General features: G+C 59.6%; 28 protein-coding genes and 1 pseudogene. 13 read left to right on the forward strand and 16 right to left on the reverse strand.

The window, feature by feature from the left end:
- Window positions 1-254 precede the first annotated feature (254 nt).
- Both ACIROW_RS13905 and ACIROW_RS13910 read right to left on the reverse strand, forming a co-directional pair.
- Window positions 255-692, reverse strand: coding sequence for a hypothetical protein (locus ACIROW_RS13905; protein ID WP_402276487.1), 438 nt, complete (start codon window positions 690-692; stop codon window positions 255-257).
- Window positions 693-811: 119 nt separating this feature from the next.
- The gene (locus tag ACIROW_RS13910) at window positions 812-1,432 is read right to left on the reverse strand and encodes a helix-turn-helix transcriptional regulator (protein WP_402276995.1); all 621 of its coding nucleotides are present in this window, start codon (window positions 1,430-1,432) and stop codon (window positions 812-814) included.
- A 135-nt stretch (window positions 1,433-1,567) separates the two neighbouring features.
- On the opposite strand from ACIROW_RS13910, the gene ACIROW_RS13915 reads away from it, so the two are divergent.
- Window positions 1,568-2,992: an MFS transporter gene (locus ACIROW_RS13915; RefSeq protein ID WP_402276489.1), complete on the forward strand. Its 1,425-nt coding sequence runs from the start codon at window positions 1,568-1,570 to the stop codon at window positions 2,990-2,992.
- 149 nt (window positions 2,993-3,141) lie between these two features.
- Here the strand turns inward: ACIROW_RS13915 and ACIROW_RS13920 are convergent, their stop codons facing one another.
- A complete protein-coding gene (locus ACIROW_RS13920) occupies window positions 3,142-3,732 on the reverse strand; it encodes an IMPACT family protein (protein WP_402276491.1) in 591 nt (196 codons plus the stop codon).
- A gap of 17 nt (window positions 3,733-3,749) precedes the next feature.
- The gene (locus ACIROW_RS13925; protein ID WP_402276493.1) at window positions 3,750-4,637 is read right to left on the reverse strand and encodes a hypothetical protein; all 888 of its coding nucleotides are present in this window, start codon (window positions 4,635-4,637) and stop codon (window positions 3,750-3,752) included.
- Between the two features lie 153 nt (window positions 4,638-4,790).
- Here ACIROW_RS13925 and ACIROW_RS13930 point away from each other — a divergent pair, with 153 nt between their 5' ends.
- Window positions 4,791-5,432, forward strand: coding sequence for a LysE family translocator (locus ACIROW_RS13930; protein ID WP_402276496.1), 642 nt, complete (start codon window positions 4,791-4,793; stop codon window positions 5,430-5,432).
- A 7-nt stretch (window positions 5,433-5,439) separates the two neighbouring features.
- Here the strand turns inward: ACIROW_RS13930 and ACIROW_RS13935 are convergent, their stop codons facing one another.
- The 3 genes from ACIROW_RS13935 to ACIROW_RS13945 all read right to left on the reverse strand — a co-directional run bounded on the left by ACIROW_RS13935 (window position 5,440) and on the right by ACIROW_RS13945 (window position 7,438).
- Window positions 5,440-6,057 carry a gamma-glutamylcyclotransferase gene (locus ACIROW_RS13935; protein WP_402276498.1) on the reverse strand — a complete coding sequence of 206 codons (618 nt, stop codon included), beginning with the start codon at window positions 6,055-6,057 and terminating at the stop codon, window positions 5,440-5,442.
- 153 nt (window positions 6,058-6,210) lie between these two features.
- Window positions 6,211-6,363, reverse strand: coding sequence for a hypothetical protein (locus tag ACIROW_RS13940; RefSeq protein WP_167321460.1), 153 nt, complete (start codon window positions 6,361-6,363; stop codon window positions 6,211-6,213).
- Window positions 6,364-6,571: 208 nt separating this feature from the next.
- On the reverse strand, window positions 6,572-7,438 hold the full coding sequence (locus tag ACIROW_RS13945; RefSeq protein WP_402276501.1) for a LysR family transcriptional regulator: 867 nt from the start codon (window positions 7,436-7,438) through the stop codon (window positions 6,572-6,574).
- A gap of 119 nt (window positions 7,439-7,557) precedes the next feature.
- Here ACIROW_RS13945 and bla point away from each other — a divergent pair, with 119 nt between their 5' ends.
- A complete protein-coding gene (gene bla, locus ACIROW_RS13950) occupies window positions 7,558-8,463 on the forward strand; it encodes a class A beta-lactamase (protein WP_402276503.1) in 906 nt (301 codons plus the stop codon).
- A 316-nt stretch (window positions 8,464-8,779) separates the two neighbouring features.
- Window positions 8,780-10,393: a methyl-accepting chemotaxis protein gene (locus ACIROW_RS13955; protein WP_402276505.1), complete on the forward strand. Its 1,614-nt coding sequence runs from the start codon at window positions 8,780-8,782 to the stop codon at window positions 10,391-10,393.
- 16 nt (window positions 10,394-10,409) lie between these two features.
- On the opposite strand, the gene ACIROW_RS13960 is transcribed toward ACIROW_RS13955, so the two are convergent.
- Window positions 10,410-10,667, reverse strand: coding sequence for a hypothetical protein (locus tag ACIROW_RS13960; RefSeq protein ID WP_402276507.1), 258 nt, complete (start codon window positions 10,665-10,667; stop codon window positions 10,410-10,412).
- A gap of 139 nt (window positions 10,668-10,806) precedes the next feature.
- Between ACIROW_RS13960 and ACIROW_RS13965 the strand changes: the two genes are divergently transcribed.
- From ACIROW_RS13965 to ACIROW_RS13980, 4 genes are all read left to right on the forward strand, one after another.
- Window positions 10,807-12,141: an MFS family transporter gene (locus ACIROW_RS13965; protein WP_402276510.1), complete on the forward strand. Its 1,335-nt coding sequence runs from the start codon at window positions 10,807-10,809 to the stop codon at window positions 12,139-12,141.
- Window positions 12,142-12,233: 92 nt separating this feature from the next.
- On the forward strand, window positions 12,234-14,039 hold the full coding sequence (locus ACIROW_RS13970) for an ATP-binding protein (RefSeq protein WP_402276512.1): 1,806 nt from the start codon (window positions 12,234-12,236) through the stop codon (window positions 14,037-14,039).
- Between the two features lie 22 nt (window positions 14,040-14,061).
- A complete protein-coding gene (locus tag ACIROW_RS13975; protein ID WP_402276514.1) occupies window positions 14,062-15,396 on the forward strand; it encodes a sigma-54-dependent transcriptional regulator in 1,335 nt (444 codons plus the stop codon).
- Between the two features lie 133 nt (window positions 15,397-15,529).
- A complete protein-coding gene (locus ACIROW_RS13980) occupies window positions 15,530-15,670 on the forward strand; it encodes a hypothetical protein (RefSeq protein WP_016833343.1) in 141 nt (46 codons plus the stop codon).
- A gap of 35 nt (window positions 15,671-15,705) precedes the next feature.
- Here ACIROW_RS13980 and ACIROW_RS13985 read toward each other — a convergent pair whose 3' ends face one another.
- Window positions 15,706-16,161 carry a hypothetical protein gene (locus ACIROW_RS13985; RefSeq protein WP_402276517.1) on the reverse strand — a complete coding sequence of 152 codons (456 nt, stop codon included), beginning with the start codon at window positions 16,159-16,161 and terminating at the stop codon, window positions 15,706-15,708.
- A 122-nt stretch (window positions 16,162-16,283) separates the two neighbouring features.
- Between ACIROW_RS13985 and ACIROW_RS13990 the strand changes: the two genes are divergently transcribed.
- A complete protein-coding gene (locus ACIROW_RS13990; protein ID WP_402276519.1) occupies window positions 16,284-17,315 on the forward strand; it encodes a dienelactone hydrolase family protein in 1,032 nt (343 codons plus the stop codon).
- 16 nt (window positions 17,316-17,331) lie between these two features.
- Here ACIROW_RS13990 and ACIROW_RS13995 read toward each other — a convergent pair whose 3' ends face one another.
- Window positions 17,332-17,991, reverse strand: a complete 660-nt coding sequence (locus tag ACIROW_RS13995; protein ID WP_402276521.1) for a thiopurine S-methyltransferase — start codon at window positions 17,989-17,991, stop codon at window positions 17,332-17,334.
- A 123-nt stretch (window positions 17,992-18,114) separates the two neighbouring features.
- Between ACIROW_RS13995 and ACIROW_RS14000 the strand changes: the two genes are divergently transcribed.
- Entirely contained in the window at window positions 18,115-18,549 is a 435-nt protein-coding gene (locus ACIROW_RS14000; RefSeq protein WP_402276523.1) for a hypothetical protein, read from the forward strand.
- Between the two features lie 523 nt (window positions 18,550-19,072).
- Here ACIROW_RS14000 and ACIROW_RS14005 read toward each other — a convergent pair.
- Window positions 19,073-20,488 (reverse strand): DUF6056 family protein, encoded by a 1,416-nt coding sequence (locus tag ACIROW_RS14005; RefSeq protein ID WP_402276525.1) that lies wholly within the window; start codon window positions 20,486-20,488, stop codon window positions 19,073-19,075.
- A 204-nt stretch (window positions 20,489-20,692) separates the two neighbouring features.
- Between ACIROW_RS14005 and ACIROW_RS14010 the strand changes: the two genes are divergently transcribed.
- Entirely contained in the window at window positions 20,693-21,676 is a 984-nt protein-coding gene (locus tag ACIROW_RS14010) for a glycosyltransferase family 2 protein (RefSeq protein WP_402276997.1), read from the forward strand.
- Window positions 21,669-22,109 carry a GtrA family protein gene (locus tag ACIROW_RS14015; protein WP_402276527.1) on the forward strand — a complete coding sequence of 147 codons (441 nt, stop codon included), beginning with the start codon at window positions 21,669-21,671 and terminating at the stop codon, window positions 22,107-22,109. Before ACIROW_RS14010 ends, ACIROW_RS14015 begins: the two co-directional genes overlap by 8 nt.
- Before the next feature lie 80 nt (window positions 22,110-22,189).
- Here ACIROW_RS14015 and ACIROW_RS14020 read toward each other — a convergent pair.
- The 4 genes and pseudogenes from ACIROW_RS14020 to ACIROW_RS14035 all read right to left on the reverse strand — a co-directional run.
- Window positions 22,190-22,522, reverse strand: a pseudogene (locus ACIROW_RS14020) (IS21 family transposase); the annotation flags it as partial.
- Between the two features lie 414 nt (window positions 22,523-22,936).
- The gene (locus ACIROW_RS14025) at window positions 22,937-24,046 is read right to left on the reverse strand and encodes a tyrosine-type recombinase/integrase (protein ID WP_402276530.1); all 1,110 of its coding nucleotides are present in this window, start codon (window positions 24,044-24,046) and stop codon (window positions 22,937-22,939) included.
- A gap of 3 nt (window positions 24,047-24,049) precedes the next feature.
- A complete protein-coding gene (locus ACIROW_RS14030; protein ID WP_402276532.1) occupies window positions 24,050-24,304 on the reverse strand; it encodes a hypothetical protein in 255 nt (84 codons plus the stop codon).
- 50 nt (window positions 24,305-24,354) lie between these two features.
- The gene (locus tag ACIROW_RS14035; protein ID WP_402276535.1) at window positions 24,355-25,164 is read right to left on the reverse strand and encodes a hypothetical protein; all 810 of its coding nucleotides are present in this window, start codon (window positions 25,162-25,164) and stop codon (window positions 24,355-24,357) included.
- 32 nt (window positions 25,165-25,196) lie between these two features.
- On the opposite strand from ACIROW_RS14035, the gene ACIROW_RS14040 reads away from it, so the two are divergent.
- A complete protein-coding gene (locus ACIROW_RS14040; protein WP_402276537.1) occupies window positions 25,197-25,526 on the forward strand; it encodes a hypothetical protein in 330 nt (109 codons plus the stop codon).
- 1 nt (window position 25,527) lies between these two features.
- Here the strand turns inward: ACIROW_RS14040 and ACIROW_RS14045 are convergent, their stop codons facing one another.
- Window positions 25,528-26,118, reverse strand: a complete 591-nt coding sequence (locus tag ACIROW_RS14045) for a hypothetical protein (protein WP_402276539.1) — start codon at window positions 26,116-26,118, stop codon at window positions 25,528-25,530.
- Between the last annotated feature and the right edge of the window lie 120 nt (window positions 26,119-26,238).

Consider the following 26,238-nt stretch of genomic DNA (forward strand, 5'->3'; position numbering starts at 1 on the left):
GTCGATTTTTCCACATCTTAGTGCCGAAGAAGCGCATCGGCGCGCGAAGAGTGATGACCGATTGATAATTTTTTTGAGAGTGTTGTTATTTGGCCGGGATAGTTTTTTCAAGGAAATTTTTGTGTCTCCCGGCTCCGAAAACCGCTCCTGACGTGCATTGCAAGGCGGCATCAATTTTCCTGCGGGCATTAAAAAAGCGCGGACTCTCCGCGCTTTTTATCAAGTTCGGGATGGTCCCGAACGGTAGCCCTGTTTCACTTTTCCTGTTGCAGGACGGGGCCTTCGTGGTCGCCGCCGATGACGATCTTGTAGATGCCGGGATTTTTCAGCTCCACAGTGATCTTCCTGGGCTGCGGATAGGTCGCGCTATTGAGTGAATGCACGGGCTTGATGCTGAAGTCATAGCTGGTGCCGGGCTTGAGCCAGATGCTGAGGCGTTCGCCCTTCTGTATCTGCGCCAGGACCACGTCGTTGATCGCCAGCTCCAGCGGCGCGTTCCCGTACAAGAACGACGTACCGCGCGAGAATTGCACCTCGGCCGTTCCCGACGATGGCGACAGCATGCTCTTGATGTAGACCCGCGCCGGCGGCACTTGTCCGGTCGACGTTGTTTGCTCGGCGGCCGGCTGGATTACGCAGGCGCTCAACGCCATGGTCAGCGCCAGCAGGCAGGCGGTCATCGGTGTCTTCATTGCAGCTTCCTTATGTGGGAGGTTTTTCATGTTGCGCGAAAGCGATTCTGACATGAAGCCGACGGCATTGCCTATACAACTTTACGCATGCCGCGCTCTTGTCATGCCTCAGGTACTCCTCATTGGCTCTTGACGCGATAGACGCAACGCCGCGCACCGGCCAGCAAATGCTCTTCGCGCGTCACCGAGGCGGCCTCGCCGATGACCTCGCGGAACAGCTGCAGCTCCGAGCGGCAAAAGCCCTGACAACTGGTTGCTGCCGCACAGATCGGGCAGTGGTCTTCGATGAGCAGCCAGTCCTTGCCATCCTTCTCGACGCGCGCCATGTAGCCTTCGGCAGCGCGCAGGGTGGCCAGCTTGTCGAGTTTTTTCGGAATCCCGGCAAGGCCGCTGCAGGCCTTCAGGTAATCCTTGCGCATCTCGCCTTCACGCTGGGAAATCAGGCGATCCAGTCCTTCTTCGCCGAACAACTGTCGGATCGACCCGATCAGCTGGATCGTCAGGTAGGCATGCGTATCGGGAAAGCGCGCGTGGCCGGCTGCGCTCAACTCCCAGTTCTGGCGCGGACGTCCGGCGCCGGCGGCAGCTTCCTGCACGCCGCTGATCAATTCGTCCGCCAGCAGCTTCTGCACCTGCAACCGCGCCGCTTCTGCCGTCATCCCGAGCTCCTGCGCCAGCGCCGCGGTGGAGGCGGGGCCGCGCGTCTTCAGCCGGAGCAGGATGCGTTCGGCGGTCGGCATGTCGGGGTTAATGTCAATTTTATTTTCCAAGTGTTTACTTGTGTAATTCAAGGTGCGGGTTTAACATGCGTTCAAACAATATCCAAACAAACGCTTGCATATTAGGCGTTATCCATCCGAATGTCGAGGTCAGTCATGAAGTCCGAAACCGTTGTCGTCACATCCTGGAGCGAATTGCTGACCGGCCGCAATCTCTTGCGCTCGGTCGCCCTGACCGGCGGCGTTGCGCTGCACGCCATCAATGTCCACATCGTCACCACCATCTTGCCGTCGGTGGTGCGCGACATCGGCGGCCTGGCGTATTACGCCTGGAACATCACGCTGTTCGTGGTCGCCTCCATCGTCGGCTCGGCGCTGACCAGCAAGCTGCTCGACCAGCTCGGCCCGCGTCGCGCCTATCTGCTGGGCTTAGGCGTATTTACGCTCGGCTCGATCCTGTGCGCCACGGCCTTGTCGATGCCATGGATGCTGGCGGGGCGTAGCGTGCAGGGTCTTGGCGGCGGCTTGCTGGCGGCGCTCGGCTATGCGCTGATCCCGGTGCTGTTCGAGCAGCGCCTGTGGTCGCGCGCGGTGGCGCTGGAGTCCGGCATGTGGGGCGTGGCGACCTTGCTGGGCCCGGCGGTGGGCGGACTGTTCGCCGCCGGCGGCGCCTGGCGGCTGGCGTTCTGGTGCCTGCTGCCGGTGGCGTTGCTGCAGGCGGTGATCGTGGCCGGACAACTGAACGGCAAGCCGTCGCAGGGCGATACTGCGGCTTCTGGTCCGGTACGTATTCCACTGCTCAAGATTGCCTTGCTGGCGCTGTCCGTGCTGCTGGTGGCGTTGGCCGGACAGGTGGAGGACATCGCCGGAAAATTGCTCGGCGTCGCGGCCGGACTGGCGGCGGGTGGGCTGGTCGCCTGGCTTGACCAGCGTCCCGGCGTAGCCCTCTTGCCGACCGGCGCCTATCAATTGAGTACCGCAATGGGGAAGGTATTCGCCTGCGTCTGCCTGCTCATGATCGGCAGCATGACCGAAATCTTCGTACCGTACTTCCTGCAGACGCTGCACGGTTACGCGCCGCTGCAGGCCGGTTACATGACGGCCGCCATGGCCGGCGGCTGGAGCCTGGCGTCGCTGCTGAGTTCGGCGCGCAGCGGCAAGGATGCCGATCGGATGGTGCATATCGGACCGCTGATAATGACCTTGTCGCTGGTGGCATTGGCGGCGCTGCTGCCCGGCGACGTCGATGTGGATGTTGGGGCAGAAGGACTGTGGCTGGCGCTGGCGCTCGGCGGAGTCGGTCTGGGCATAGGACTGGGCTGGCCGCATCTGCTGACGCGCGTGTTGAAATCGGCGCGCCGCGGTGAAGAAAACCTGGCCTCGGCCGGCATCACCACGGTGCAGCTCTACGCCATGGCGATCGGCGCCGCGCTGGCAGGCCTCACGGTGAACGCCGCAGGTCTGACGGAGCCGGGCGGTATCGACGGCGCACGCCATGCGGCTTACGCCTTGTTCGCCTGCTTCGCTGTAGCGCCGGCGCTGGCGATCGTGCTGGCGCGCCGCGTGGCGCGGGACAGGTAAGCGGACATGCTGATGCCGGCGACGACCGTAACCTGTGAGGAGCATGCAGCCATGGATCCCATCAGCGAGATTGAATACCACCTCGTGGTGGCCGAGTTCGATGCTCTGTGGGGACGTCCCTGCAGCGACGCCAACCGGCGCCGCATGGATTACATGATCTGCGCGATCGCAGCGTTTGAAGAAAGCCGCGGCAAGCTGTCCGCAAGCTGAGGCAGTTGCGTTGCCGGCAAGCGCACATGCAAGCGCGCCAGCGTGTCGTGACGGCTCCCGAGCAGGGCGTATTGCTTCTGTTGCAGCCAGTAGCGCAGCTGCGATTCATCGGCATAGGCGATGGCGATTTCCACTTCGGCGTAGACGATGCGCTCAATGCGTTGCGCCTGTTTGAGCGCCGTGGCGATGGCGTCGGTGTAGGCGCGCACCAGGCCGCCGGCGCCGAGCTTGATGCCGCCGTAATAGCGCACCACCGCCGCCAGCACGCCGTCGAGTTCGTGATGGCGCAACACTTCCAGCATGGGCCGTCCAGCCGTGCCCGACGGTTCGCCGTCGTCCGACATGCCCGATTGGCCGCCAGCCATCAGCGCCCAGCATACGTGGGTGGCGGCGCGATGTTGCGCGCGCAGTTGTTCCAGTTGCCGTTGTGCGGCGTCGCGATTGTCCACCGGCATGACGATGCCGATGAAGCGGCTCTTGCGGATCTCGAGTTCGATCTCGACGGCGGCGGTGAGGGTATAGACCGGCAAGGTCGACTATCGTACGGTCAGGCGGTCACGCCGCGCAGTGCGTCGATCTCCGCCTGCAGGGCCTGGTTTTCCGCCGTCAGTGCGGCGACGCGGGCATTCAGTGTGGCGATTTCGGCGCGCAACGCGGCTGCATCGTCGCCGTCAACCGACCACGGCGGCGCGGCGCCGTCGTTGGCGCTGCTTGCCGCTGCAGTTTCAGTTTCTTTTTGGGGAGCGGCACGGGGCGTACGGTTGGCGGCTTGCTTTTCGCGCACCATCTTGGCGGCCTGGCGCAACTCCTTCTTGCCGCCGGCTACTGCCGTGATCTGTTCTTCGCTCGGCAGCGACGCCACTGCAGCGGCGGCGTTGATCGAGATGGCGCCGGTGCGCACTGCTTCGACCAGTTCCGGCGCGGCGGTCTTGCGGATCTTCTCGATCTGGCCGATGGTGTTGGAACTGATGCCGGCGACGCGGGCGATGTCTTCGCGGGTCTTGATGGAGGCGCTCGGGATCGAGGTGTCTTCTGCCTGTGTGTCGCTGCTTTGTTCCGACGCCGTGGTGTCCGCCTTGGCGGCGATGGATGCATCCATCTCGGCGCGCACGCGCGCGGAAATGATGTCGCGCTTGCGCAGCGCCAGCACGCCGCGCTGGAAGTCGGTCACGCTGCGGCGGCCCAGCTGGTTGTCGATCATCCACAGCATGACGTCGTCGATCGAACTGAAACCGGTGTTTTGCACGGTCTTGAATTCGATGTCGTACTTGCGGCAGATTTCGTAGCGGTTGTGGCCGTCGACCAGCACGTCGCCCCACAGCACCAGCGCATCGCGGCAACCTTCGGCCAGCAGGCTGCGTTCGAGGGCGGCGTATTCGTTGGCGGTGAGCGGATCGATGTATTGGAGAAGTTCGTTATTGATCGTGATATTCATGGCATCCCTGGACCGCTCCGGCGAATCGGAGGCGGACCGGAATTTTACACTACGGGTCGGGGCTGGATCCTGGTGCAAGGCGATCGTAGCGGCGTGAAAATCCTGCGGCTGATAAAATCGTTACTCCCCCAACGTTCAGAAAACGGAAGCAACATGGACGCCTTGTTCTTCATCCCCGTCGCGATCATGCTGGCGCTGGTGCCAGGTCCGAATAATTTTTGCGCGCTCAACAACGGCATTCGCCGCGGCGTCGGCGTGGCGCTGCTGGCCACGTTCGGGCGGGTGACGGCGTTTGCGATTTTCCTGACGGTATCGGCGGTGGGACTGGGCGCCATGCTGCTGGCTTCGGAAACAGCCTTCACGGCCGTGAAGTGGGTCGGCGCGCTGTATCTGTTCTATCTGGGCTGGCGCGCCTGGCGCAGCCGCGAATTCCATGGACTGGAACTGGCCGACGGCATCGAGTCGGGGGCGCCATCGTCGGCGCCGGCGCAGAAAGGCGTCTTCGCGCTGGTCATGCAGGAATTCCTGCTCGGCATCACCAATCCCAAGGCGATCATGCTGTTCGCTGCGATCTTCCCGCAATTCATCGATCCGTCGCGCCCGGCGGCGCATCAGTTCCTGGTGCTCGGCTCGATTTACCTGTGCGCCGAATTCGTCTCCAGTGCAGTGTATTCGGCCTGCGGCAAGCAGATCCGCCGCTACATCCGTACCTCGCGCGGCGTGGCGCGGCTGAACAAGGCTACCGGCGGTTTCTTCATCGGCGCCGGCGCTCTGCTGCTGGCGGCACGTCAGTGATTTTCAATCAGGGATGCGGCTTCGCTGCCGCATCCTTGTCCTTGCCGCTCGTCGCATTGATCTCCCCAAGCAACTGCAGGTGACGCTCGATTTCGAACACGTGCGGATCGTCCTTGCCCAGTTCGCGCAAGGCCACCGCCAGTCCCAGCAGGTAATCGGCATTGCGTCCGCTCGGGCCTTCCGCGCCGGCGATCTGGCGCGCGATGTCGCGTTCCGAGGCCGGACCGAGGAAGGCGGCGTTTTCTTCCGTGGCGATATAGATCAATCCTTCGGTACAGCTGCCGTCTTCAAACAGGATGTCGGTGGCCAGACGCAGATAGCCATTCTTTTCGCGGTAGTCGAGATGGCCGAACACTTCCGGTGTAATCAGGTAAGCCATGCCGGCGCAGGTCGCACCTTCATCCCGGATCAGCGTCACGACACGGCCGGGCGCCTGCACGGTGCCGCGGTGATCGTGCGAGCCTTGCCAGAAGCGCCGGCTCCAGCCGACGATGTGGGCCGGACGGCGCTCGATGAAAGGGAAGTCGGCCTTGAAGATCAGCGACCCGTAGCCGAACAGCCAGACGCTGTCGTGCTGGTCGAAACGGGTCATGGACTTGTTGCGGGCGATGGTGTTGTCGGACATTGCAGGCGATGCGCGCCGGGAAGGGCGTGACGGAATGTTGATCCGCTGAAATTATAAAGGCAAGCGCCGATGGGCGTGCCCGGCGGAGAAGGCCGGAGGAAGTGCGGAAAATACGGCTGGGCGGACCGCGGCCCGCCCAGGCAAAGTCGGACGTCAGTTCTTTTCGTGACCCTGTTCCATGTCGGACAGGCCCGAGTACATGCCACAGCAATGCGGCTCGCCGCGGTGCGATCCGGTCGTGAGGGCGCTGGAGTCGTTGAGGTAATCGACCAGTTTCCGATACAGCGCAGCGAAGTAATTTTTCATGATGTCCCCCGTTTCCTTGTTGGGTTGAGACACGTTGCAAGCCGTCTGATTTCATAGGTTCCGGCCTGCAATCCGCATTTGTAAACGATTACATCATCCTGGTGAAGCCTGATGCAGTGCGGATGTAAATAGTTTATATCATTTATTTTACGGTGTGTTCTCTTTTGCAAGTATCAGGCGTTTCCTGATATCGGATGTGGTCTTTTGTCTACGCCGCGCCGGTTGCATGTGCCAGCAGCCAGCTGCGGAAGACCTGCATCGCGGGCGTCTCCTGCCGCGATTTCAGGCGCGTAAGCCAGTACGCGCCGTCGCTGATGGAGATGTCGAAAGGGCAGGCCAGCCGGCCCTGGCGCAGTTCGCGCTCGAACATGTTGACCGGCAGCAGTGCCACGCCTGCTTGCTGCGCCACCGCTTCGGCCATGGTCAGCGAGGAGTCGAACACGAAGCCGCGGATCGGCGGGCAGGGCGCGCCGGCAGCGGCGAACCAGTGGTTCCATTCATCTGTGCGATAGGAGCGCAGCAGCGTTTCGCCGGCCAGGTCCTGCGGCCGCCGCAGCCGTGCCGCCAGCGCCGGCGCACACATCGGCGACTGCGGCGCGGCGAACAGGCGCTCGGCGTCGGTGCCGTGCCAGGCGCCATCGCCGAAACGGATCGCGTAGTCCAATCCTTCGCCGGCCAGGTCGACGCGGTTGTTGTTGGTCAGCAGGCGCAGATCGACGAACGGATAGGTCTGCTGGAATTCACGCAACCGCGGCATCAGCCAGCCGACCGCAAACGTGCCGACCGCGCCCAGCGTCAGCACTTCGCGCATGCGGCCGTTCTCGAACTGGCCCAGCACGGTGGCGATGCGTTCGAAGGATTCGGCCAGCACCGGCAGCAGCGCCAGGCCTTCGTCGGTCAGCGCGAGACCGCGCGGCAGACGACGAAACAGCGTCACGCCGAGGCGCTCTTCCAGATTCTTGACCTGCATGCTGACGGCGGTCTGAGTCACGTTCAGTTCGTCGGCCGCGTAAGTGAAGCTGAGATGGCGGGCGGCGACTTCGAAGGCCCGCAAGGCATTGAGGGGGAGATGCATAAGTTTTCCGAATTCATTCTGGGATCAGTTTTTCTGTGGTCTGGGGTAAATTATCGTGAATTGCGATGACCGTACTTGCTGCCTATCATTTCGCTTCGTCTCCAATTTTGCAAGGAAAAATGATGACAGACAGAAGACATTTTCTCGCCATGACCGGCGCGGTATTGGCCGGTTGTGCCGGCGGCGCGTGGGCAGCCGGTACCGCTGAGGCAAAAAAATCTAAGGACTCTGCTTCCGTTGTGGCGCGTCTGGCGAAACTGGAAGCCAGCGTCGCCGGCCGCCTCGGCGTGGAAATCCTCGACAGCGGCAGCGGTCGCCGCTGGGGCTACCGCGCCGACGAACGCTTTCCGATGTGCAGCACCTTCAAGTTCCTGGCGGCCTCGGCCGTGCTCAGGCGCGTCGACACCGGCGCCGAACAGCTCGACCGCCGCATCGTCTACGGCGAAGACGTGCTGGTCAATTACTCGCCGACCACCGGCAAGCATGTCGGCGGCGACGGCCTGTCCCTGGCGCAATTGTGCGAAGCGGCCATCACGCTGAGCGACAACACCGCCGCCAACCTGATGCTGCGCAGCCTCGGCGGCCTCGAGGCGTTCAATAAATTCGTGCGCTCTTTGGGTGACGACACGACGCGCCTGGATCGCTTCGAAACAGAACTCAACACCTCCATCCCCGGCGATCCGCGCGACACCACGACGCCCACGGCGATGATCGGCAACCTGCAAAAAATCCTGCTCGGCGATGCCTTGTCGGCTGCATCGCGACGCCAGATCACGGCCTGGATGCTGGCCAACAAAACCGGCGACCGCCGGGTGCGTGCCGGCATGCAGGCTGGCTGGAAAGTAGGCGACAAGACTGGCTCGGGCGACTACGGCACCACCAACACCGTCGCCATCATCTGGCCGCCGCAGGGCGCACCGTTGCTGGCATCGATTTATCTTACTGAAACCAAGGCACCGGAAGAGCAGCGCAATACGGTGTTGGCGGAAGTCGGAAAATTGATCGTCGGCGGTCTTGATCGATAAGATGTGCTTATTCGATTTGCTCGTTCGATTTGCTGGCCGATTTGTTCCTTCGACAAGACCGTGGTTGTTCCGATAACACTTGCGACGCCAATCTTGTCGAAGCATTAATGCCATTCCCATTTTTTCGATGCCTTTTGCGCAACATATGCCTCAAAGCCCCGATCTGCGGGGCTTTTCATCGTATGTTGCGACGAATCAAATATCCCGTTTTGATTTGTAATGGCGACCTGCCCGGCGGTGCTGAGCGGATCGGGGTCGCCTCGAGAATTTAAAAACACGTCGCAGCAGCGACGGTAAAACGGGATTGAAAATAGCAATGAACATTATCGGAAACATGCGAATCGGCAAGCGCCTGGCGTTGGGCTTCGCCCTTATTCTGGCCTTCTCCATCGTGATCACGGCCATCGGCATCTGGCGCTTGCAAGCGGTATCGTCGGCCACGCGCGAGATGATGAGCCAGCCTCTGCTGAAGGAGCGCCTGATCGGCGACTGGTACGCCAACCTTGCCAGCGGCATCCGCCGCACGATCGCCATCGCCAAGAGCAGCGATCCGTCACTCGGCCCGTATTTCGCGGCGGAAGCGGCGGCCTCGTCCAAGGGCTCAGGCGAATACCAGAAGAAGGTTGAGGCACTGCTGGAAAGCGACGAAGAAAAGAAGCTGTTCCAGAAGATCGGCGAACAGCGCAAGCTCTATCTGAGCTCGCGCGACGCTATCAACAAGGCCAAGGCGGCCGGCAACATCGAGGAAGCCGAGCGCGTGCTTGAAAAGGATTTCGTACCGGCGTCCAATGCCTATCAGGACACCATGCGCCAGCTGGTCGAGCTGCAGCGCAAAGACATCGACGACACCGCGAAACACATCGACGTCATCGCCGAAGACAGCCGTATCTTGCTGCTCGCGCTGGAAGGCCTGATCCTGGCGCTGGGCGTGCTGTGCGCCTGGTACCTGACGGTCGGCATCACGCGGCCGATCAATTCCGCCGTGACGATTTCGCGCCGTGTCGCCGAGGGCGACCTGACCAGCGACGTCCAGGTCAGCAGCAAGGATGAAACCGGCCAGCTGCTGCAAGCGCTGCAAGACATGAATCTCAGCCTGCGCGGCATCGTCAGCAACGTGCGCACCGGCACCGACACCATCGCCACGGCATCGAGCGAAATCGCCGCCGGCAACCTTGACCTGTCCTCGCGCACCGAGCAGCAAGCCAGTGCGCTGGAAGAAACCGCGTCATCGATGGAAGAACTGATCTCCACCGTCAAGCAGAACGCCGACAACGCGCGCCAGGCCAACCAACTCGCGGTATCGGCATCTGAAATCGCCACCCAGGGCGGCGGCGTGGTCGGTCAGGTGGTCGACACCATGGGCGCCATCAACGACTCGTCGAAAAAGATCGTCGACATCATCAGCGTCATCGACGGTATTGCTTTCCAGACAAATATCCTGGCCTTGAATGCCGCCGTGGAAGCCGCGCGGGCGGGCGAGCAGGGTCGCGGCTTCGCCGTGGTCGCTTCCGAAGTGCGCAGCCTGGCGCAACGCTCTGCGGCGGCCGCCAAGGAAATCAAGGTCCTGATCAACGACTCCGTGGAAAAAGTCGGCAACGGCAGCAAGCTGGTCGAGCAGGCCGGCGCGACAATGGCCGAAGTGGTCAACAGCGTCAAGCGCGTCACCGACATCGTCGCCGAGATCAGCTCCGCCAGCGAAGAGCAGACTACCGGCATCGAGCAGATCAACCACGCCATCACCCAGATGGACCAGGTTACCCAGCAGAACGCCGCGCTGGTGGAAGAGGCTGCCGCGGCTGCCGCCTCGATGCAGACCCAGGCCGACAGCCTGGCGCAACTGGTCAGCGTGTTCACGTTGAGCGGCGTGCCGGCCTTGCCGGCAGCGCGCCGCACCATCGACATCACGCCGTCGGAGCCGCGCCTGCGTTAATGCTTTTGTCAGCGCTTCAAGAAGAGCCCGGCCCGGCAACGGCCCGGGCTTTTTTTTCGCCCTGCGCTTTGGCTGGATATCCGCAATGTGTGTTCCCGGGATTCTGGATGTTCGCAAGGAAAGCGCTTTCCTTGTCGCAACGTATTTTTAAAACCCTTTTTAAATCAAATGCTTGAGAAAGATCCGGATACTGGCACGATGCCTGCATATGCCTCTCCAAAACAATAAAGCAGGAGACAGATGTGACGCCGCTTCCTTCGCCGTAATCCGGCAAACCAACGTCCTTTTTCGCTCCTGTCGCACCGCGTTGCGGCCGCGATTGCAGGCACACGCCTGGCACAAATATCAAACAGCCGGTTTGCCCCGTGATTTTCGTGGAGCACCTCCGGCCGCTTACAAACCTGGAGATAGCAATGACTCAAACAGTTTCCACTACGTCGACCACGCACGCTTCGGCTACGCCCGTCGCCGCCGGACCATCCACCACCAAGCAACGCATCCTGGCGATCCTCGGCGCTTCGTCGGGCAACCTGGTCGAGTGGTTCGACTTCTACGTCTATTCATTCTGTGCCATCTATTTCGCACCGGCCTTTTTTCCCAAGGGCGACACCACCACGCAATTGCTGAACACTGCCGGCGTGTTCGCAGCCGGTTTCCTGATGCGCCCGATCGGGGGCTGGCTGTTCGGCCGCATCGCCGACAAGCATGGCCGCAAGACCTCGATGATGATCTCCGTGCTGATGATGTGCGGCGGTTCACTGATGATCGCCTTCCTGCCGACCTATGCCGTGATCGGTACGGCGGCGCCGTTCCTGCTGCTGGTAGCGCGTCTGTTCCAGGGCCTGTCGGTGGGCGGTGAATACGGCACCAGTGCGACCTACATGAGCGAAATCGCGCCAAAAAATAACCGCGGCTTCTTCGCCTCGTTCCAGTACGTCACGCTGATCGGCGGGCAGTTGCTGGCGGTTCTGGTGCTGGTGGCCATGCAGCAGACCTTGAGCAACGAAGAGCTGCGCGCCTGGGGCTGGCGTGTGCCGTTTGTGCTGGGCGCATTCGGCGCGGTGATCGCGCTGTACCTGCGCAGGTCGCTGACCGAGACCACCACCGCCGAAACCCGCAACAAGAAAGAGGCTGGCACCTTCGCCGGCCTGTGGAAGCACAAGCGTGCCTTCTTCACCGTGGTCGGCTTCACCGCCGGCGGCTCGCTGATGTTCTACACCTTCACCACCTATATGCAGAAGTACCTGGTCAACACCGCAGGCATGGACCCCAAGACCGCCAGCGCAGTGATGACCGGCGCGCTGTTCGTCTACATGATCCTGCAGCCGGTGTTCGGCGCACTGTCCGACAAGATCGGCCGCCGCAACATGATGCTGTTTTTCGGCGTGCTCGGCACCCTGTGCACCGTGCCCATTCTGCACATGCTCAAGGACGTCACCGATCCGTACGCAGCATTCGGCCTGGCGCTTCTGGCCTTGTGCATCGTCAGTTTCTACACCTCGATCAGCGGCCTGATCAAGGCCGAGATGTTCCCGCCGGAAGTGCGCGCGCTGTGCGTCGGCCTGTCGTATGCGGTCGGCAATGCATTGTTCGGCGGCTCGGCCGAGTTCGTTGCACTGTCGTTCAAGGCGGCCGGCATGGAGTCCAACTTCTACTGGTACGTCTCGATCATGTGCGCGATCGCCTTGCTGATTACTTTCCGCATGCGTGATCCGAGCAAGGTCGGTTACCTCAAGGACGAGGACTGATGGCGTTACGGGAAGCAAGGGAGAGAGACGACAGAGCAGGGCGCGCCAGCGGGTATGATGGCGGCATGTATGTTCAGAGCACCTCTCCAGCCATGTCTTCCCGTAAATTTCCGATACTGATCGCCGTCGTCGCGCTGTGCGCGGCGGCGGTTTTTTTTGCATCGTATTTCGTCGCCGCGGAGAAAGCCCGCAGCGACCTGCATGCCGCCGGCGAACGCCAACTGCAGATCGTCGCGCTCGACCTGCAATCGATACTCGACAAGTTCGAGATCATGCCGTACGCGCTGGGCGCACTGGCCGACGTCGACCAGGTGCTGCATCATCCCGATGACGCAGCCGCGGTGCAACGCCTGAACCTGAGCCTGCAGGCGATCCAGAAGCAGTCGAAGGTGCTGGCGATCTACATGATGGATGCGCGCGGCATGACGCTGGCGGCCAGCAACTGGAATGAAGAAACCAGTTTCGTCGGCCGCGATTTCGGTTTCCGGCCCTATTTTGCCGAAGCGCTGGCGGGCGGCTCCGGACGCTTCTACGGCATTGGCAATATCTCCAGCGAACCGGGCTATTTCATGGCCCAGCCGATTTATCCGGCCGGGGCGCCGCGTGGTGAAGGCAAGCCGATCGGCGTGATGACGGTCAAGGTCGACCTGTCCGAGTTCGAACACACCTGGCGCAGCAATGAAGACCCGATCACGCTGGCCGATCACAGCGGCGTGGTGTTCCTGAGCAATCGGCCGGAATGGAAATACCACAGCCTGCGTCCGCTCGACGGCAAGCTGCAGCAGGAATTGGCCGGCACGCATCAATATGCCGACCAGCCGATCACGCCGGTGGCCGAGATGCCCAAGCCGTTGCGGCGTGGCTTCGGCGACCACGTCGCACGCGCGATCGACAAGCAGGGCTGGCAGCTGATGCTGTTTCCGTCCGAGGCCCGCATCACCCGCATCGCCATGCTGTGGTCCATGTGGGTCGCGCTGATCATGGCGATCGCAGCGATTTCGCTATGGGCGATCTATCAGCGCAGACGACGCCTGCAGGAGCGCTTGGAATCGCGCGACGCATTGCGCCGTGCGGCCCAGGAGCTGGACGCCACCATCGCCGTGCGCACCCAGGAGCTGCGCGTGGCCAATCAGGCGCTGGAGGGAAAATACGTCACCCTGCAGCAGACCGAAAGCCTGTTGCGCACGACGCAAAATGAACTGGTGCAGGCCGGCAAGCTGGCCATGCTGGGACAAATGGCGGCGGGCGTCACGCATGAGCTGAATCAGCCGCTGGCGGCGATCCGCGCCTTCGCCGACAACGCCGTGCAATTCATGCGCCGCGGCCAGCTGCCGCAGGTGGAAGAGAACCTCGAGCACATCAGCGGCGCCAGCGCCCACATGGGCAAGATCATCGCGCAGCTGAAAGGTTTCGCGCGCAAGAGCGGCGACGCCATCGCCGTGGTCGACGTCGCGCAGACGGTCGAAGCGGCGGTGCTGCTGCTGCGCAACGAGTTCCGCCAGCAGGCGGTCGCCATCGAGATCGACGTGCGCAGTCCGGTGCAGGTGATGGGCGACGTGGTGCGCACCGAGCAGGTGCTGATCAACCTGCTGCGCAACGCCATCGATGCGGTTGAGACGGTCGAATACGTTGCCGACAAGCGCGTCACGGTGATCGTCGAGCACGACGCCGGCGAGGCCGTCATACGTATTCGCGACAGCGGCCCCGGCATTCCCGATGAAGTCGCACCGCACCTGTTCGAACCGTTCTTCACCACCAAGCCCAGCGGCAAAGGTCTCGGGCTGGGACTGGCGATTTCGTCGTCCATCGTGCAGGCGATGAACGGCCGCCTGTCGGCGCATAATCTGCCCGAAGGCGGCGCCGAATTCACCGTACGCCTGCCGGCGCCGGCCCCGTAACTGATGATTCATGGAGACCTCATTGAACGCACCCAACGCACTCGCCATCCTGATTGAAGACGAACAAAGCGTGCGCAAGGCCACCACGCAAACGCTGGAACTCGGTGGGTTCAGCGTGCAGGCCTGCGCCGATGCCGAACAGGCCTTGCCGCTGCTGCATGCGGGTTTCGCCGGCATCGTGGTGACCGACGTGCGGCTGCCGGGGCGTTCCGGCCTGGAAGTGCTGGCGCACGCGGTGGCGGCCGACGCCGACCTGCCGGTGATCGTGGTAACGGGGCACGGCGACGTCGCCATGGCGGTCGAAGCGATGCGTGCCGGCGCCTACGATTTCATCGAAAAGCCTTTCGCTGCCGACCGGCTGCTGGAGACCGCACGGCGCGCACAGGAGAAGCGCAACCTGGTGCTCGACAACCGCCGCCTGCGCGAAGCCTGGCAGGCCGATCCCGCCACGCCGGCATTGGTGGGGCAGTCGGCGGCGATGGAGCGGGTGCGCACGCTGATCCGCAGCGTCGGCCCGACCTCGGTCGACATCCTCATCAACGGCCAGACCGGCGCTGGCAAGGAAGTCGTGGCGCGCCAGCTGCACGCCGCCAGTGAACGCAAGGGGCCCTTCGTGGCGATCAATTGCGGCGCATTGCCGGAGAGCGTATTCGAAAGCGAAATCTTCGGCCACGAAGCAGGCGCCTTCACCGGCGCGCAGAAGCGCCGCATCGGCAAACTGGAATACGCCAACGGCGGCACGCTGTTCCTTGATGAAATCGAAAGCATGCCGATGGCCTTGCAGGTCAAGCTGTTGCGCGTGCTGCAGGAGCGCAGACTGGAGCGTCTGGGCGGCAATGAGTCGATCGCCATCGATTGCCGCGTGATCGCCGCCAGCAAGGCCGACCTGCTGCAACTGAGCGCGCAGGGCGCCTTCCGTGAAGATTTGTACTACCGCATCGGCGTGGTCAGCATCGACTTGCCGCGCCTGCGCGACCGGCGCGAAGACATCCCGCTGCTGCTGGCGCATTTCATCCATGCTGCGGCAATTCGTTACGGTCGTACAGCGCCGGCCTGGACCGCAGCGCTCATGGCGCAATGGCAGCAACGCGACTGGCCGGGCAACGTACGCGAGTTGCGCAACTTCGCCGATCGCTGGGTGCTCGGCGTGGCGGACAGCAGCACGGCTGCTGCTGCCTCGACCGCCGCCGCCAGCCTGCCGCAGCAACTCGACGCCTATGAGCGCATCCTGATCGAGGATGCATTGGCGGGAGCCGACGGCAACGTCGCGCTGGCGGCGGAGCAACTCGGCATCCCGCGCAAGACGCTGTACGACAAGATCAAGAAATACGACCTGGCGGCCGCGCGCGGCGCCTGAGCCAGGCAGCGCAGACGAGTTATTCTTTGTTTTTGGGAAGGGCTGGGTTAGACTCTTGTCCCAGGGAAATAAGGGTGCGATTCAAGCCGCAGCAACGACTCCGGCATCGGCCCATCACTATCGGGGAATAATCATGAAGCGTTTCATCGCCATTTCGCTGGCTGCCTGCATCGCCTTTATCCTGTGCGCCTGCGAACGCACCGAATTCGAAAAGAAATCCGAACGCGATGCTGATGCCCGCCGGGCCATCAACACCAAGCCGAAGTCGCAATAAACATCACCGGGCTTGCCGGCCTGAGGTCGCACCGTTCAATAGCGTTGCGGCCAGTTTTTCGGAGTCTTGTAGGCGTGGCTGACGACGATGCGGGTTGCCGCGATCAATCCGCTCAGCCCAAGCACCAGCTGCGTCAGCGTATCGCCCGGCAGTGCCCACACCGATGACGACGGCGCCGCTACCCCGGTGGCCGCGCTGATCACCGGCGCCACCCATTCCGCTTCTTCTGTCACGTCCAGCAGGATGTCGCCTTCCGACGTCGTGTGCAGGTACACCTCGCCGCCCAGTTCCATGCAGAAGCAGATACCGTAACCCTTGGTGTTGTCCTTCTTCACCGCCTGTTGCAAGTCCCGGTTGTAGTTGTCGATCCACGCTTCCACGTCGTAAGTGGTGGTGAGCACGATCCACGGACGGGTCGGCTGCACTTCGGGAGAATCTTGATCGGGGTCTTGCATCGGCTGGGCGTCGTCGCTGGCTTGGGAAAGCAGCATTATCGCTTTATTTCGAGGTGCGTAGCCGTAAAAGGCATGCGCCATCTTCAACTCCTGACGAGCTTGTCAGCCAAGGCGTGGCGCTTGCTGGCATGATGGAGGGCAATTTTTTGAAGGCCGACATGAACTCGAAAAAAATACCCGCTCCGTTACGTCGCCATCTGCAGGCACTGATGTGCGTTCTTGCAGCGTGTTGCCTGCTCTGGTCGGGCCTTGCCTCTGCCCAGCAAAAGATCAGCTTCCCTTCGGCCGAATACGCCAACAAGTTCGAAATGGCAAAGCGGGTGGGCAAGCCGCTTGAGATTTTCGGCTACCTGACGCTGCCGCCGAATCCGCCGGCCGGCAAGATTCCCGTGGTTGTGATTGCGCATGGCAGCGCCGGCGTACAAGCCAAGGACACCGGTTTCTGGGCGCCGTATTTCAACAAGCTCGGCTTCGCCACCTTCGTGGTCGATTCGTTTACCCCGCGCGGCGTCGAGAGCACGGTGGATGACCAGAGCCTGGTCAGCAATGCCGCCGACACCGCCGATGCCTTCTTTGCGCTGAAATTCCTCGCCGCCGATCCGCGCTTCGATGCCGACCGCATCGGCATCATCGGCTTCAGCCGGGGCGGCACCGCCGCCAACGAAACGGCGGTCAAGTCCTTCCGCGACAACGTGCTGCGCGAGAATAAAAACCTGCAATTCGCCTTCCATATTCCCGCTTATCCCGGCTGCCAGAATTCGCGCTTCCGCAAAAACGGCAGCTTCGACAAGACCGGCGCGCCGATGCTGTTCCTGATGGGTAGCAAGGACGACTACACGCCGGCGAAGTTCTGCCTCGACCAGATCAAGGGCATGCAGGAAGAGTATCCGGGCGTCATCGATTATCGCGTCTACGACGGCGCGCATCACAGTTTCGACGGCAACCAGGGCGTGCATTACCTGAGGCTAGGCACCTCCACCCGCAACTGCCCGATGACCGAAACCGACATTCCGAGCTGGGCGCGTAGCCTGGTCGGTAGCGGCGACAAACTCTCGCCCGCGGACGAGCGCAAGCTGTACAAGGACTGCCAGGCCGTGGGCGTGACCGTCGGTTCGTTCGACAATCGCTACCGCGACCAGGCGAGCAAGGACGTGGAAGAGTTCCTGCGCAGGATCGGACAGATCAAGTGACGCGTGATGAGGGCAATCAGCGTTTGCGCTGCAGCTGATACACCACGGTGTCGAGCCGGCTGACGCCACGCTCGCTGAACTTCGGTTCCTTGTCGAGGATATCGCGACGGTCGATGACGAGCGCTTCGGAATGCGCCGCGAAGATCGCCTGCACTTCCGCATCACTGACCGAGAACGGCGGACCGTCCATCTGTTCTTGTGGGTAGTCGAGCGTAATGAGGATGCCGCGATATTGTGCGGACAACCGGCCATAGACGTGCTGCGCATAGCGTGCGCGCATGTCGGCCGGCAGCGCCACCAGCGCGGCGCGGTCGTAGACGCCGACGCAGGCCGACAGCAGCGCTGCATCCAGCTTGAAAATATCGCCGCAAATGATCTCGACGTCGCCGGCCGCATAGTGGCGACCGTAGGCGGATTCGCTGACCTGTGGCTGCAGCCGGTTTTCATCGAAGAACTGCTCGACCGCCAGCTGCGACAATTCCACGCCCAGCACGCGATGTCCCTGCGACGCCAGCCACACCATGTCGAGCGACTTGCCCGCCAGCGGCACCAGCACCTGGCTGCCCTGCGGCAGCGCCAGTGTCGGCCAGTATTTCTGCAGCAGCGGCGTCACGCGGGTTTGATGAAAATGCGTGCGCCCGTCGCGCCAGCGTTCCAGCCAGAATTCTGCGTCCATGAACTTGTCCCGTGAATTTGTTTGACGCATATTGTAGCCGTCCCCGGTGCGGAAGCGGGGTTGCCTTCATGCAAGAGGGGCATATGCTACGATGGCTGTTAATTATTTATTGAGGCAGAAACAATGGCGCAGTACGGTTCCACCCATCGCGGCAAGCACTTCATCGTGATCGACAGCACGCAGCCCGGCAAGAAGGGCGTGTTTTGCAGCATCAAGGTCGACGGTGAAGAAGAATATCCGAATATCAAAGGCTCCCCCTTCGACACGGTCCACGCTGCCCAAATGGCCGGCGCGGCATTCGCACGCGCGCTGATCGACTCCGAACTCGACCTCGACTCCTACGAACACAAGGGCTACTTCATCCGCGCCAGCGGCAGCGAACAACGCGACGGCACCTGGGTCGGCGCCTATCAATTGCATCGCAACGACAACCCGGTGCCGTTTCGCCGCGCCAACGTCCCGACGTTCCGCGGCAACACACGCAAGGAAGCGGAAGACAACGCGATAGCGGTGGCGCGCGAGGCGATTGATGAGGATGTGGCGGCGGGGAAGTTGTAGAACGTGACTGTGTGCTGAGCGGAATGCAGCGATAAAAATCCCGGTGCAGTTTTTTAATTCTTGATGCGGTATTTTTCTTATTGGAGGTCGATGTGAAAATGGCAAACGAAAATCCACCGAACTGGCCGAGCAAGAATCCCGGGCAACCATCGGGTGGTGGTAGAAGCAATAATCCACCGAAGAATAAATGATCTCTAAACATCCCGTCTGATGGTGGGATGTTTGCTTCAGGGGTGACGGGGATGCGGGAGCGGAAATCGCCAGAAGTATTCGTCTTGTGTCGGCCAAAGAAAAAGAACCTGAATCTCGATTCAAGCCCTCTGCATTCTTTGGTCAGGCGTGAGTGATTCGATCACTCGACTTGCGGAGTAAGCGTCGATTTTGCGCATTATCAGCTTGTTGCGCCTTTGCTCGCAGCATCGATCCTTGGAGTTTGGAGAAAACGAAGTCGGTACAAACAATAAAAAGGGCCTGCGGTGAAACGCAGGCCCTTTTCATATGACATTCTGACGATAAGTTGTGGTCAATTTCTGGTGCGAACTTCTTTCAAGTCGAAGTACTTTGCAAAGCAGCTGTTTTCCCATTGTTTCGGGTCTTCCTTAATATCGTTAAAGAAGGTAATCGGCTTTTGATCCTGGATGTAAGCGTCTACGACCAGCGCCTGGCCTCTTGCCGAGCCGGCAAGATTCAGTCGCGCGGTGATCAGATCGCGTAACCGGACGCTCTCTTGCATGCCATCCAGTAGCGGTCGCCAAGTCTGCTGAGGGGCGAAGACTGCGCCGGCTATCGTGGCGACGAGTGCGCACAAGATGAGTCCTGCCAAAATCGGGCGGGATTGATTCTCAGATCGCGCGCGGCTGCGTTGATACAGTTGAGTCGCAATGAAAAATCCGATCAGATTCACCAGCAGAAAGTCAATCGTTCTCGCTCTTTCCGGTCCCAGTTCGTTGAGTGCATAGGCTCTGGCAAAGATACTTGCCCATAGCGCCAGAAGAAGAAACAGGCAGAACGCAAAAGCCTGGTTGCGCGTGAAAGCGAAGTCTCTGCGGACCCGGCAGAACCATAGCAAGCAACGGAACATCAGAATGCTGACAAGTGTGGGCAAGGCATATTTGATCGCCAACAGCTTGAACGATACCCAGGCCGCGACCAGTACATTTGTATTGTGGGGGGTCAGGCCGGCTCGAAGGAAGTTTCCAGGAGCGAGGCCGGAGATCAGCGTGCCGACAATCGTGGCGGCCAAGATCCATGCAACGGCTCTGTTATTTTTCGTCGCGAACGCAACGACCACCAAGGGAAAGAGCAAGGTAACGTGCGCGAGCATGACCGCTTCATTGAAGCTGACCAACAGTATGCTCGCGATGGAAAGTACCAAGGTGCGTTTCCAGCGTAACTGGACCGCTCCTGTAAAGATGCGCCACTCTTCCGCAATCAGGGTAAGAAAGATCGCGCAGGATACTCCGTACGTCGCGCCTCCGGAAAGCCAGAACAGCGATTCACGCATGCGGAATGTTGTCATGAGAATGACAAAGAACAACAGCAGGATTGTCTTTGTTTTCAGATCGACACTGGACAGAAAATGGCGGACGGCCAGGAGATTGAGAGCCAGAATCGTGAGAGGGACCAGGTAATAGTAGTGAAACAGCAGCGTGTCTGCGCCTGCAAATGCACTAATCAGAAAAGCTGCCGAATACCGGCCTCCCCACGTGAAGTACTCAATCACGACATTTTGGATGACGCCGCGCTCATGAGCGCCGGCGCCATAACAGAAGTCGTCAACTGCAGGAATCGCCAGAACTGCATTCCACAAAATCCAACCTGAAAACGCTACGGCCAGGAGGGAGAAGACGATTTGGCAAATTTGCGAAAGTCGATGGTCGGAGAAATTGAACACGCTGTTTTCAGGTGTTGTGGCTGGGGGTATTTTTTCGGTAGTCAACTTTGGGGCGCGTTTATTGTTGATTTGACATTATGCGTGCATCGAACTGGCACGCGGGATTGTATTTCTATCGCGAGCTTGCAAGCAAGGCCGCATTTTCCGTCCCTGCGATGAAAGCCGGCAATTTGCATGGCACAGGGTATCCACAATTCATTAGAATGGCATCTTTCTCCAGTGAAAATGGAGAGGTTGACCGAGAAAAGCATGGTAATTAAAAAAAAATCCGTATCGATTGTGGCACCGTTCTATAACGAGGGCGAAGGCGTGGTCCTGTTCTGGACCGCGATCCGGGAAATCCTTGATGCCATGCCGGCATATGATTTTGAAGTGATCTGCGTCGATGACGGCAGTCGGGACGACACCTTGCAAAAACTGATATCGATTGCCGCTCAGGATCGTCGCTTTCACGTGGTTGAGCTTTCTCGCAATTTCGGGAAGGAAGCTGCGCTCACAGCTGGTATCGATGTTGCGGTCGGCGATGCGGTAATTCCCATCGATGCGGACTTGCAAGATCCACCCGAGCTGATTTCTGAAATGCTCGCGGAGTGGGACAAGGGCGCAGAAGTCGTCTTGGCGCGACGGATGGATAGAAGCACCGACACGTATATGAAACGCAAGACGGCTGAATTGTTCTATCGATTCCACAATCGTCTGTCTCACATCAAGATTCCGGAAAATGTCGGCGACTTCCGTCTGATGGATCGTATTGCGGTTGATGTACTTAAACAGCTGCCTGAGCGGCAGCGGTTCATGAAAGGGCTATTTGCCTGGGTGGGATTCAAGACGACCACGGTGGACTACAAACGTAGCGCGCGTGAAGTCGGCACGACGAAGTTTTCGGGCTGGAAGTTGTGGAATTTTGCTTTGGAAGGAATTACCAGCTTTAGTACTGCGCCATTGAAGCTGATGACTTATCTCGGTGGAACGGGGACTCTGATCACGTTGTTTTATGCGTTGTATATCGTATTCAGGACGCTCATCCACGGCGTGGACGTTCCCGGCTATGCATCGCTGCTGGTTGCGATTTTGTTTGTAGGAAGCTTGCAGTTGATTGGCATCGGCATTCTTGGTGAGTATGTCGGGCGAATTTATATGGAAACCAAGCAACGTCCAACTTATGTTGTGCGCAAGCAGCATGGTGTCTCCCGTACATTTGATCATTTGGCATCTCACGATTCTCATGAATGATATCGAGGTGTCGCGGTTGCCGCGTGATAAGCAAGTCGGCATCTCTGTTTGGCAGTTTCTCCTGTTTGCGGTTGTTGGCGCCGTCGGAACGCTGGTGCATTATGCGATTTTGTTTTCCTTGGTTGAGTACGGCGGGCAAGCGCCTCTTACGGGAACGATCATCGGATCGATTGCCGGTGCAGTGGTCAATTTTGTTCTGAACCACAAGTTTACATTTCAAAGCCAGAGGCAATTATCGGAGACCGCATCGCGGTTCATGTTGATTGCCGGAGTGAGTCTGGTGCTCAATGCTGGATTGATGTATTTGCTGACGCACGGCACTCGCTTCGACTACCGCATTGCTCAGCTGATTGTCACCGTCATTACGCTTTGCTTCAACTACGTGACAAACGCACTGTGGACGTTCGGTCAAAAGCTGAGGAATCGTAACTAGAACTCATTTTATAAACACCTTCGAAGCAAAATCATGGAGTGTTGATTTGCTCGCAGAATTGAGCCTCTCCAATTGATCATCCTCCAGAGTCTGGCAAAGGGCGGCGACCCGATCGTCAGACTCGTCATATCCCAACGCACACAGCTCCTAATGGAGCTGTTTTAACGTTCGACGCGACGTTGCTTGCGTGACTTTGCCGCTTCCGTCTTTAGCCAGACCGAGAGTTTGAGTGTGTACTTATCCAAAGAACTCCAGGAAAGCCTGACTGCATAGGCTGGCTCAATGGTTTCAGCGCGAATCTACTGCCTGACGGTGTTGCGTGAGATGCCTGAACGTCTGACGATCTCTCGCAATGGGACCTGGTCGCGAAGGTGCCAGCGTCGAATAATGCCTGATAATGCCATGTCGATCACTCGGATCCCCTGCTTATGGCCATAAGCAGAATTGTGTTCTACACGTGGGTCAATCCCCGCTGCAAATCAACAGCTTGCATTGGAGACTTCTTCGTTTTTCTGATTGCTGCCACTATTAGCCTCGTAGAAGTGTGCCAAAAGGGGGCGGGGCAAAAAATGACTTTTACTAGCAGGAGGGGAATTTCGGAGCAACTCAATGCCACAAATGGAAACGGCCTAGGCATAAGCCTAGACCGTTGATGTTCTTTGGTGGGGCGTGAGTGACTCGAACACTCGACCTACGGATTAAGAGTCCGCCAATAGATTCAGCACCGGCGCGGGTTTGCGCCGCATTGTTGCTCCGCAAAGGTGACGGATTCGCCGCCCTGAAAGCCTTATAAATACTGACTCACGAGACCGTTTGCGGAGCGGAAATTAGCGGGTTGGCGTTACTTTGTCTCCTTTTCGCTCGCGTACATATGTTTCCGTCATGGCAAGTGATTTGTGCCCCAGCTGTCGCTGCGCCGCGCGCATGTCGCCGGCCTCATCGGCCTTATCAGTTCCCGCTTTGGCGCGAAGATCACGGAACTGAAACTGGGTGGATTTAACTCCAGTTTTCTGGCGCACATCGTAGAAGCGCTGCCGCAGCGCCTCCTGAGTCAGTCGGCGGCCTTTCTCATTGACAATGAGCTCCAGACACGACGCTCCATAGAAATTCTCGGCAAAGCGCTTTCGAGCAATGATCCGCGCCAGTACCGCCTCGAGCTCGCCGATGATCTGAATGCGCAGTTTTTTGGTGGTCTTGTTTTGTGCAAGCTCCAGATACCCGTCCTTCATGTCCGTTTCCCGATACTTCACTGTGTCTGCCGGGCGCTGGCCGGTCAGGTAGGCCAGGTCCATAGCATCCTTCGTTGGCTGGTCAGCAGCGTTGTAGACGACGTTATACGTCTCATCTTCGACGTACACATCCCGACCGGTCTCGGTGTTGCCTTTGATGCCGGCGCACGGGTTCTGGGCTTTCGTCAGGCCCCAGTTGCGCGCCATGTTGAAAACGTGCGAAAACAGTGCTTTCTCACGGTTTGCGCGAACTAGGCCATCGGGAATCTTCAATGGCGCCAGGCCGCGCAGCATGCGCTGGCGATTCTTTTCTGCGGCCATTTCTCGCGACTTCCTGACGCGCCATTCCATGTATTGCCGGATGTGTTGCGGGTCGATCTCATCAAGTGGAGCATCGCCGAAGAATTCAAGGAGAAACTCAAACTCGGTCAGATTGTCTTTTTGAGATCGGGCGCTTTTCCCCGGCAACACCTCCTTGATGTAGCGCGTTGCTGCATATCGGAACGTTATCAGGCCGGCGATGCGCGTGGTCTTGTCTTGTTCCAGCTCAGCCCACTTCATCACTGCTGCGACATAATCACTGCCGAGCGGGATCTCGACGCGCGGGCTTCCGCCGGCGTCGTAGTAGTAATATGCGATCCCGCTCCGCTGCACGCGACGGCGCATCCGGATCGGCAGATTTTTATTTGTTGATGGTTGCCGTCCCATTCGCTATGCCCCAACGAGCGTGGGCTGCCAGCGTTTGCGTGGCTGGTCCGATTGAACGCGCCCTTCGACGGCCACCTTGGCGACGATAGGCTTGCCACGGGCGTTTTCCGTGAATGGAATGCCCTTCTTGCGGAGGAACTCGCCCTGCAGCTGGAACTTGGTCAATTTCAACTCACCAACCGTCCGCCCGCGCGAAATCCCGGTCAGGAAATCAACCTGTTTTTCCGACATAAAAATGTCCGCTGCGTCATCTCTCATGCTTCTCACTTTGCGTATATCGTCTAGTTTTCTGCCGTAATTAGTCGGATTCAGGCTCCGTTGCGGCAAATATCTGCCTCAACGTTATTTTCGGCTCGCTTGAATTCGACAACCCAGACCCACGGGTTTGCCGCCCAGCTGCCGGCGCCGTTGATCTTTTCCCAAAGCTTGCCGAAGGCAACAATAGGATCCTTTTCCCATTCGTTCCAATGCCAGCCATCATCGTCTGAACCAGGGAATCCGTCGCGGTCTGGGATGCCGTATTTCACCGTCTTGCCATCTTTCGTGATGGCGCTCAGGCCTTCGGCAATCGCATCCTCGGCGCTAATGTCTTGCAGGTGTTCTACCCGGACTGCGACGACATCAAGCAGCAGACGGCAGGCCCAGCGAGGCATATGAATACTGGGGCGCCAGCGACGGTCTGCCGCACGGTTGTCGATGTCGAAATTCGCTGGTGCGGAGAGTTCGCACCAGATTTCCTCAAGCCGCTTGGCCCAGTCCTCTGGAAACTCTTCGTGCAGGACGCTCTTGCCATCAGCGGCATAGCCGATATGTGGTTCGCCGCAGTCCGTCCAGTCGGCGTACTGCCAGGTTTCGCGCACCCAGAGGCGATCACCAGCATAACCGTAGGGGCAGTGGATATTCGGCTGGCAAAAAGCAATTCCCGCGTTTCGTTTCAGTCCGATGCCGCCGAACATATGGTCGTATGCAATTGAAGTTCCGGCTTCAGGCCCTCCCAACAATTTCAATGCACTGGCGAAGTCTGGCCGTGGTTTCACGATTCGTCGTGTCTGCGTCTTGCTGCCGTCCAGCAGCGCGCGCACCATGGCGCCGGAGAAGAGGATAGGGCGTTTTTTCATGCTAGGATTCCTAAAAAACTGAGGGTGTCACAATGCTGCGATCGAAAGATGAGGTCCAGAACTGGGCAGACGCTAACGGTGGCGACGAGTGCGTCCGAATCGCCGTCACGCAAAAACGCTTCGGCATGGCAGCCGAGGCGTATGGCCACATCAACGAATGGTTGCGAGACCAAGACGAAAAAAAGAGCGCGGCGGCCGCCGACGCAGATCGACAATTTCGCGAGCGAGAGGTTGTCGCTGCTGAGCGATCGGCTGTTGCTGCGGAAAATTCTGCACGTTTCGCCAAATGGGCGGCGGTGTGCGCAGGTATCGCAGCGATCATCGCTGTGATTTCTTTGGTCGTGCAGTTGGTTGGCGCCTGATTCACGCTTTCTCCGGGTTTGCCGTTTCCGACATGACCCTTGACGATCCCAGTGCATCAACTACATATTCAAAGAGTTTCTTTGGCGACAATTGAAACCGGTCAAAATCGTAGTGGAAGTCCACTCCGGATCGGATCACGCTGCTTGCGTGCAATTGCGTTTCTTCGATTTTCGTCATCAGAGTTACTACGACGCCAACGCAAGGCGTGAAGTGGTATTCCATCGCCGGCATGAAGTATTCTTGGCCCGCACTATACGGTTCCAGCTCACGCTCGATAACGTTGACATCTGCGACAGGGTAGCTGAGCCGTCCGCCCTTGTCGCTGCGCGGCCCGTTGTGACTGATCAGGACGTGTGAACCCGTGCCAGGCTTGACGATTTCCAGATCGCAGCGCGTATTCATCTGAACACCTTTCAACACCCGAGATGTGAAGCTGAATCGATGGTTATGAATCGCCGAATGCTCGAAGCAATTACGACGCGGCAGATCCGGATGCCACACATGCATGCGTTGATTGCCGCTGAGAACCAGCTGGATAAATCCGAGGCCATGGAGACTGATCGTCTCCTTCGTTGGTGTAAAGTCTTTCATCCCCATTCCTTAATCTAAATATTCGCCGTTCGAGTTTTGACGGCGGTTGCTGCCGCCGCTCCAGGTATGAGGGCAGAACTTCACTGCGTGCTGATTGCTGCCGCAGTACGTGCAGCGCAA

Source organism: Herbaspirillum sp. NPDC101397 (assembly GCF_044767325.1).
Lineage (GTDB): Bacteria > Pseudomonadota > Gammaproteobacteria > Burkholderiales > Burkholderiaceae_D > Herbaspirillum.

What these genes read in the sequence shown, in the direction of transcription:
- ACIROW_RS13935 (WP_402276498.1), bottom strand. Translation starts at nt 6,057, where the DNA reads ATGTCCGACAACACCATCGCCCGCAACAAGTCCATGACCCGTTTCGAC.
- ACIROW_RS14015 (WP_402276527.1), top strand. Translation starts at nt 21,669, where the DNA reads ATGAATGATATCGAGGTGTCGCGGTTGCCGCGTGATAAGCAAGTCGGC.
- ACIROW_RS14000 (WP_402276523.1), top strand. Translation starts at nt 18,115, where the DNA reads ATGGCGCAGTACGGTTCCACCCATCGCGGCAAGCACTTCATCGTGATC.
- ACIROW_RS14025 (WP_402276530.1), bottom strand. Translation starts at nt 24,046, where the DNA reads ATGGGACGGCAACCATCAACAAATAAAAATCTGCCGATCCGGATGCGC.
- ACIROW_RS13955 (WP_402276505.1), top strand. Translation starts at nt 8,780, where the DNA reads ATGAACATTATCGGAAACATGCGAATCGGCAAGCGCCTGGCGTTGGGC.
- ACIROW_RS13905 (WP_402276487.1), bottom strand. Translation starts at nt 692, where the DNA reads ATGAAGACACCGATGACCGCCTGCCTGCTGGCGCTGACCATGGCGTTG.
- ACIROW_RS13925 (WP_402276493.1), bottom strand. Translation starts at nt 4,637, where the DNA reads ATGAATATCACGATCAATAACGAACTTCTCCAATACATCGATCCGCTC.
- ACIROW_RS13945 (WP_402276501.1), bottom strand. Translation starts at nt 7,438, where the DNA reads ATGCATCTCCCCCTCAATGCCTTGCGGGCCTTCGAAGTCGCCGCCCGC.
- ACIROW_RS13915 (WP_402276489.1), top strand. Translation starts at nt 1,568, where the DNA reads ATGAAGTCCGAAACCGTTGTCGTCACATCCTGGAGCGAATTGCTGACC.
- ACIROW_RS14030 (WP_402276532.1), bottom strand. Translation starts at nt 24,304, where the DNA reads ATGAGAGATGACGCAGCGGACATTTTTATGTCGGAAAAACAGGTTGAT.
- ACIROW_RS13940 (WP_167321460.1), bottom strand. Translation starts at nt 6,363, where the DNA reads ATGAAAAATTACTTCGCTGCGCTGTATCGGAAACTGGTCGATTACCTC.
- ACIROW_RS13985 (WP_402276517.1), bottom strand. Translation starts at nt 16,161, where the DNA reads ATGCTGCTTTCCCAAGCCAGCGACGACGCCCAGCCGATGCAAGACCCC.
- ACIROW_RS13965 (WP_402276510.1), top strand. Translation starts at nt 10,807, where the DNA reads ATGACTCAAACAGTTTCCACTACGTCGACCACGCACGCTTCGGCTACG.
- ACIROW_RS14040 (WP_402276537.1), top strand. Translation starts at nt 25,197, where the DNA reads ATGCTGCGATCGAAAGATGAGGTCCAGAACTGGGCAGACGCTAACGGT.
- ACIROW_RS13930 (WP_402276496.1), top strand. Translation starts at nt 4,791, where the DNA reads ATGGACGCCTTGTTCTTCATCCCCGTCGCGATCATGCTGGCGCTGGTG.
- ACIROW_RS13970 (WP_402276512.1), top strand. Translation starts at nt 12,234, where the DNA reads ATGTCTTCCCGTAAATTTCCGATACTGATCGCCGTCGTCGCGCTGTGC.
- ACIROW_RS14010 (WP_402276997.1), top strand. Translation starts at nt 20,693, where the DNA reads ATGGTAATTAAAAAAAAATCCGTATCGATTGTGGCACCGTTCTATAAC.
- ACIROW_RS13910 (WP_402276995.1), bottom strand. Translation starts at nt 1,432, where the DNA reads ATGCCGACCGCCGAACGCATCCTGCTCCGGCTGAAGACGCGCGGCCCC.
- ACIROW_RS13980 (WP_016833343.1), top strand. Translation starts at nt 15,530, where the DNA reads ATGAAGCGTTTCATCGCCATTTCGCTGGCTGCCTGCATCGCCTTTATC.
- ACIROW_RS14035 (WP_402276535.1), bottom strand. Translation starts at nt 25,164, where the DNA reads ATGAAAAAACGCCCTATCCTCTTCTCCGGCGCCATGGTGCGCGCGCTG.
- ACIROW_RS14045 (WP_402276539.1), bottom strand. Translation starts at nt 26,118, where the DNA reads ATGAAAGACTTTACACCAACGAAGGAGACGATCAGTCTCCATGGCCTC.
- ACIROW_RS13990 (WP_402276519.1), top strand. Translation starts at nt 16,284, where the DNA reads ATGAACTCGAAAAAAATACCCGCTCCGTTACGTCGCCATCTGCAGGCA.
- bla (WP_402276503.1), top strand. Translation starts at nt 7,558, where the DNA reads ATGATGACAGACAGAAGACATTTTCTCGCCATGACCGGCGCGGTATTG.
- ACIROW_RS13995 (WP_402276521.1), bottom strand. Translation starts at nt 17,991, where the DNA reads ATGGACGCAGAATTCTGGCTGGAACGCTGGCGCGACGGGCGCACGCAT.